Here is a 6,641-nt window from a genome sequence, read left to right as displayed (position 1 = left end):
ATTCGCAATTCTTACGATCCCGCCAACTGCAATCACTCCTTCTTCTTCCATAAAAGCTTTTAGCAGCTTTATGAGTACATCCGGCTCCAGAATTGAGTCTGCATCAATAGAGCACACCAGGTCTTTAGAGGAAACATTAATACCTGCATTAAGAGCATCGGCTTTGCGGCCATTCTCTTTATCCACCACTTTCAACTCCGGATACATAGATGACCGATAAACTTTTTTAATGGGCTTATGCGGAATAGGAAGCTCAACAGGGATATCAACCTCATAAAGCTCAAAATGATCTTTCAGTAATTGTAATGTATTGTCCGTACTTCCATCATTAATGACGATGACTTCAAAATCAGAAAAATGAAGCTGCAGCAAGGCTTCTACCGATGCAATGATATTAACTTCTTCATTATAGGCGGGCGACAGAATGCTTACCGGTGAATAGAGATCAGAATTGAACAATCCTTTCAGGTTAAACACCTGGTAGTAATTTTGTTGATGGCGAATATAGAAAAACGAAATGATAACAAGCAGAATATAAGTCAGGTTCACGGCTAAAAAATATCCTATGAAAAGCCATTCAACAGGCTCCATAAAATTTACAACCGACTGTAATATTTCCCTTATCTCAGCCATTTTGACGACTTTCGTGTTTATAGATCATGATGAACTTACTAATTTCTTTTTGAATGGCTTCCGGAACTGAGGCCACTATATCAGATTCCAATTCATTATTTTTAAGCAGGGCGAAAACCGCTGCTTTTCTCACTTTATTATTCGTATGAAGCAACAAGCTGTAAAATTCGTGAGTATCCTCATCACTGCCGTAATCGCTCAACTCTTCTATCGCCCCCACTATTACTGTCGGTGAATCATGTTTAAGATACCGGCGGATAGTATCTACACTGTTAGTGTTATTGAATTCTCCCTGAGCTTTTATCAAAGCATGCAATATTTCCGGGTGATCCCATTCGGACCCGGGATCCTTAAGCCTGTCCAGTAAATAATTCACTAACGCATAATATCCTATTTCAGTAATACCAGAAATAAAAAGTGCTCTGTTTTCAGGCGGGATATCGGGATTCTCCAATATTGACTTCAAAGCCTCAGCTTCTAACTCGTTTTGGTCATCCTCACCTGAATGAAACTTGTGGAAAAGTTCCAGCAGAGCCATATCAGAGATCTTTTTTTGTTTAGATACACTGTGTAAAGCCTGTATTCTGATTTTTACGTCTTCGCTTCCCATCAGTGCCGAAGCTGCCGAAAAAACCAGCATCAGATTGCCGGAATTGAGATAATCTTTCAACTTATTGATCACCTTGTAATTCACTAAGCGAGTATTACTATAATAATTGCATGCCTTTACACGGTCTACATTATCCTTGGAATTAAGCAGTTTAAAGTAATGATCAAAAATGGGATCCAGGAATAATAATTCTTTCAGTTTGTCCGAATCATTCCCCTCAACTTGTGAAAGCATTTCAGTCACTATCTTTACAAAAGCGTAATACTCAAGCTTGGAGCCACTAAGTTGTGCTTCAACTTCCTTCTCATCCCCCTCTTCCAAATAATGAATAACATGTGGCATCATTTTCTTTTTATACTGATCCACTTTTTTAGACCACCTGCTATGCCTGATCCTTACAATTATCGAACTTAAGAAAAGCAATAAGGTTAAGCCCAGCAGGATCAAAGAAACGATGATGAGTAAATAAATGGAAATATCCATATGAGGGGAAAGTCTAAACGATATTAACTCTTCAGGACTTCCTCGATCCTAAGCATCAACACATTTGGTTTGAATGGCTTTTCGATGTAACGCTCTGCGCCTAATTTATGGCCCTTAAGGATATCTTCTTCTCTATTTTTGCTCGTAAGCATGATGACCTTTATATCTTTGGTTTCGGGATCCTCTTTAATATTTCTCAAAACTTCAAAACCATTCATGCTCGGCAGCATAACATCCAACAGAACAAGGTCGGGCATTAGCTCTCTTGCTGCTTTCAATCCTTCTTTACCATTATCTCTATGCTCTACTCTATAACCCTCTTTTCTAAGCTTATATAAAAGCAGTTCATAGATTACTTCAGTATCCTCAACAACAAGAATTAACGGGTCTTCCTGAATCACTTTTGTCCTTCCATTTTAATTTATCAGTACTTCATGATATAAAATGAATATACACCCATCAAATATTAATAGCATGTTCCCTGCTAATAACTATCCGATTGGATGATCCCGGAATAAAAGTAACATTGTTTGAGAAAAAGGTCACTCAGTGACTTTAAATATAATGCTAAACTAACTGATGACTCTCCGGCTGTATAACTACTTCATTCAATACAGATCCGGAAGGTTGATTCACCGCATAGAAAACGGCATCAGCAACTTCTTCGGTTGTGAGCATCATATCCTTTTTAACCTTCATATTGACACGATCATCATCCCAAAAGGGAGTATCCACGCCACCTAAGTAAAGAAGTGAGAATTTGGTTTTTCCTCTTCTTTGCTCCTCTATCAATGCCTTTGCAAACCCCTGAATAGCAAATTTGGAAGCCGCATAAACGGATGCATTTTTCATCACATACTTGCCCATGGTTCCGGGAAACATCACCACCGAGGTAGGCTCATCCTCTTTCATGTGCTTCATCACGGTTTGGGTGACGAGAAAAGTGCCAAATACATTGACATCAATAATTTCTTTAGCATCAGCGGGATCGATGTCCATAAATGGCTGAATAATTCCCTGCCCGAAGGCATTGATAAGCACGTCTATTTTTCCTAACTGATTTTCGATCTCTGAAGCCATTCGCTCCACAGTAGTAGGATCAGTGGCATCGGTTTCGATGGCGAATGCTTCCCCTCCATTGTCGTTTATCTCTTTGGCTATTTCTTCTGCTTTAGTTTTGTTGCGGGCAGCCAACACTACTTTAGCGCCTTCTTTTCCAAACTTCTTAGCCGTGGCTGAACCTATACCGCCGGAACCTCCAACGATGAGTATAATTTTGCTTTTCATGATGTAACGTCTTTCTTGATGAATAGTCACAGCATAAAAGCTTCCATAGAAAATTTTCGTTCCGTTAATCTACTTTTCTGTAGTTGATCCGCCAATTCAGCGACCAGGTTTCCCCGCCATCAACAGATGATTCCCAATCCCATTTCAAGGAATCTGAAGTAATATCGTAGAACACCATTCGCTGGGTAAATAGGGTATCTGAACCAATCTCTCTAATTTCGGTTTGAAAGATGCGATTGGTTCCGTCGATCTTTCCGGTGAAGTCAAAATATCCACCCTGATTATCGGCCCAGGCTTGTTTCCAGGTATTCATTCTTGGATTATAGACTGAAATGCTGGTTCCCATGAATCCTTCCATTTGACCTTCATTCACGCGGAAGTTTTCCTGTATCACTTTTCCATCAAGAGTTTTTTCAATGAAGTTTGTACCTCGACCCGTAGCACCATTGGCTTCTTCCCAGGTTACTTCCCATCCGCCCAGCCAAAAATCAAAATAAGCTTCAGGTTCAATGGTTAGTTCATTGGTGAATTGTTTTTCAACCGGTTCTTGAGGCTGCTTTTCCTGACATCCTGAGATCAAAAGTGGAATGATGAATAAAAGTAAAGAAAGGCAATATGTAGAAAGTGATTTCATGATTGGGTGATTGGTTAATGGCTATCTATCCATTACTCAGAGCTTTGGTCCCAAGTTTCACAAAGATTTTTTAAAACCGCAAAATATATGGTTGTGAAATCCACCAACGCTCCTCTCTCTGGATTATAGCGGAGCTAAATCCTGTCTCTCTCCGAAGAGAGACAAGTTCTAAATAGTTCAAACAACTCAATCCATTAGATCTTTTCAGTCTTCAGCAAAGCGGTGACTGAAAAGTTAATGCTCAGGAAGTCTCTGACTTCCATTTCAAGTAACCCGGTTCACCTTTGCATACAATCTTAAGTCACCGCTCGGCAAGCTTTTTACAAGATTAAGATATTATTGACTCGCTAAAGACTTAAGATATCCTTTGGATAAAACAACAGGGAACTTCAATATTCGATATTCAATGTTCTTTGCTCGATATTCACTCCTATGTCCCTTTGGAGGGACAGGAGAACAGCTCGCTGTTACTTCCGGGGAGGAGCATAGGACTTGCTCAGCTGTCTTCCTATGCCATCGCCTTCGGAATCACACCCTCATAGATCTCTCCAGATTCAGACACATCAATGGAAAGCAGATCTTTGATATCCAGCTTATCTCCTTTCACCACGCCCAACTCAAACAACGGAACGCCGGACTCTTTGAAATGATGTTTTACTCTTTGGAGCTGTAAGGCATCAATAGTGATCACCACTCCGGATTGAGCCTCGCTAAATAAGACTTCATGTGGGGTTCCTGTCAAGGTATCCACAGAAAGCTCGGCACCTTTCTTACCAAAGATCGCCATTTCGGTGAGTGAAGTTGCCAATCCGCCATCAGAAAGATCATGTGCAGCAGTGACCAACCCTAATTTAATAGCAGTGAGTAAAGCTTCCTGCAGCTTCACTTCAAAATCCAGATCGATCTCAGGAGCATCTCCGGTGGTGAGTCCGTGCACAGTTTTCAGATATTCGCTACCGCCCAGACCTTTTCGGTCGGCACCAATGTAGAGAACAACGTCCCCTTCATTTTTAAAAGCCGGAGTTGTCACGTGTTTCTCTACATCTTCGATCACCCCAAGCATACCAATTATGGGTGATGGAAATATTGCTCCTTTAGGATTTTCGTTGTAAAGACTCACGTTTCCACCCGTTACCGGCGTATTCAAAGCTCTGCAAGCATCTCCCATTCCGCCCAAAGCTTCTTTGAAGGTCCAGTATACTTCTGGCTTATAAGGATTTCCAAAGTTCAGGCAGTTGGTGATGGCCATCGGTTTTGCGCCGGAGCAAACAACATTTCGGGCCGATTCAGCCACCGCAATTTGTCCACCTTTCCGGGGGTTTAAATATACATATCGGCCGTTGCAATCGGTTTTAGCTACCAATCCCTTTTTGGTTCCCTTGATGCGGATCACGCCCGAATCAGAAGCGCCGGGACCGGTTACCGTATTGGTGCGAACCATGGTATCGTACTGTTCATGCACCCATCGCTTGGAAGCAATGTTTGGCGAGTTCAATAATTTTTTAAGAGTTTCGGTGTGATCTTCTGGATGATCGACCGAGTTTATGTCGAAGTTCTGAACTTCATCCAGGTAAGCAGGTTTTTTAGTTTCACGAATATATTGAGGAGCCCCTCCGCCTAGCACCAAATGCTCGGCCGGGATTTCAGCTTTGATCTCACCTTCTTTCCAGTAGGTTACTTTATCGCCTTCAACAACTTCTCCGATCACTACACCGTGCAGATCCCATTTTTCATAAACATCGATAATTTCCTGCTCTCGTCCTTTTTCTGCTACGATCAGCATGCGTTCCTGACTTTCGGAAAGCAGCAATTCGTAAGCCGTCATTCCATCTTCCCGTGCCGGCACTTTGTCGAGATCAACTTTCATTCCCTCGCCACCCTTGGCGGTCATTTCGGAAGTAGAGCACGCAATTCCGGCGGCTCCCATATCCTGCATCCCGATCACGGCTCCGGTTTTCAAAACTTCAAGGCTGGCTTCCAGCAATAGTTTTTCAGTGAATGGATCTCCCACCTGAACGCTGGGTCGTTTAGCTTCACTTTCCTCACTAATCTCTTCGGAGGCAAAAGTTGCTCCGTGAATTCCATCTCGTCCTGTACTCGCCCCTACAATGATCACCGGATTTCCAATTCCTTTTGAAATAGCCGAAGCGGTCTCTCCTTCTTTCACCAGTCCAATGCTCATGGCATTTACCAGCGGATTGCCTTCGTAGCTCTCATCAAAACAAACTTCTCCGGCAATGACCGGCACTCCGAATGAATTTCCATAATCGCCAATTCCACGAACCACACCATCTAACAAATATCGAACCCGCGGATTTTCCATGCTTCCGAACCGAAGCGAATTCAAGCTAGCTACAGGACGTGCTCCCATCGTAAAAATATCGCGGTGAATACCGCCAACCCCAGTCGCAGCTCCCTGATAAGGCTCAATTGCTGAAGGATGATTGTGGCTTTCGATCTTGAAGGCGCAACCAAGTCCGTCACCAAGATCAACCAAACCTGCATTTTCTTCCCCGGCTCCTACCAACAGGTTTTCACCTTCGGAAGGAAGTTTCTTGAGTTCTACAATGGAGTTCTTGTAGGAACAATGCTCACTCCACATCACCGAATACACACCCAGCTCGGTAAAAGTAGGCACCCGGCCAAGCCGTGATTTAATCATTTCAAATTCTTCTTCGTTGAGGCCGTGTTCTAGGGCAAGTTCAAGTGTAACTTCCGGTTCCTGAATAGTTTGTTTCGACATTCCGATGGAGTAATTGAGCTTTTTTGTTTCGAGGAAATCAAAGGTACGATTATTTGAGAAAAGGCTCTAATGGATTGAAGGGAAATTCGTTATTCGTTCAATGATGAAATGGGATTCGCTCCTACTTTATGTCTAACGCTTTCAGCAAATCCCCAAAATCATCGAATATTAGGTTGGCGAGTTTACAGCCTTCATCAATTGGGGCTTTGGTGAACCAGGCTACTTTCCAGTTGGCTTTTGAGCCCCCTACT

6 protein-coding genes are annotated in these 6,641 nt (G+C 42.4%); all 6 read right to left on the bottom strand.

Annotated features, from left to right (window positions below; genetic code table 11):
- The coding region (locus tag VFM80_RS01380) for a glycosyltransferase family 2 protein (protein ID WP_395068800.1) at window positions 1-633 on the bottom strand (633 nt) is incomplete at its 3' end.
- Window positions 626-1,726: a HEAT repeat domain-containing protein gene (locus tag VFM80_RS01375; protein ID WP_395068798.1), complete on the bottom strand. Its 1,101-nt coding sequence runs from the start codon at window positions 1,724-1,726 to the stop codon at window positions 626-628. The genes VFM80_RS01380 and VFM80_RS01375, both read right to left, overlap by 8 nt.
- Before the next feature lie 23 nt (window positions 1,727-1,749).
- Window positions 1,750-2,127 (bottom strand): response regulator, encoded by a 378-nt coding sequence (locus VFM80_RS01370; protein ID WP_395068796.1) that lies wholly within the window; start codon window positions 2,125-2,127, stop codon window positions 1,750-1,752.
- A gap of 166 nt (window positions 2,128-2,293) precedes the next feature.
- Window positions 2,294-3,013 (bottom strand): SDR family oxidoreductase, encoded by a 720-nt coding sequence (locus tag VFM80_RS01365; RefSeq protein WP_395068794.1) that lies wholly within the window; start codon window positions 3,011-3,013, stop codon window positions 2,294-2,296.
- 64 nt (window positions 3,014-3,077) lie between these two features.
- On the bottom strand, window positions 3,078-3,647 hold the full coding sequence (locus VFM80_RS01360) for a hypothetical protein (RefSeq protein WP_395068792.1): 570 nt from the start codon (window positions 3,645-3,647) through the stop codon (window positions 3,078-3,080).
- Between the two features lie 508 nt (window positions 3,648-4,155).
- Window positions 4,156-6,390, bottom strand: a complete 2,235-nt coding sequence (purL, locus tag VFM80_RS01355; protein ID WP_395068790.1) for a phosphoribosylformylglycinamidine synthase subunit PurL — start codon at window positions 6,388-6,390, stop codon at window positions 4,156-4,158.
- Between the last annotated feature and the right edge of the window lie 251 nt (window positions 6,391-6,641).

The organism is Gracilimonas sp. (assembly GCF_035704785.1).
GTDB lineage: Bacteria > Bacteroidota > Rhodothermia > Balneolales > Balneolaceae > Gracilimonas.
Note: the sequence above shows the minus strand (reverse complement) of the source record. Positions and strands in the feature narration are given on the sequence as shown.

Coding starts and splice junctions, on each gene's coding strand:
- VFM80_RS01365 (WP_395068794.1), bottom strand. CDS start 3,013: ATGAAAAGCAAAATTATACTCATCGTTGGAGGTTCCGGCGGTATAGGT.
- purL (WP_395068790.1), bottom strand. CDS start 6,390: ATGTCGAAACAAACTATTCAGGAACCGGAAGTTACACTTGAACTTGCC.
- VFM80_RS01360 (WP_395068792.1), bottom strand. CDS start 3,647: ATGAAATCACTTTCTACATATTGCCTTTCTTTACTTTTATTCATCATT.
- VFM80_RS01375 (WP_395068798.1), bottom strand. CDS start 1,726: ATGGATATTTCCATTTATTTACTCATCATCGTTTCTTTGATCCTGCTG.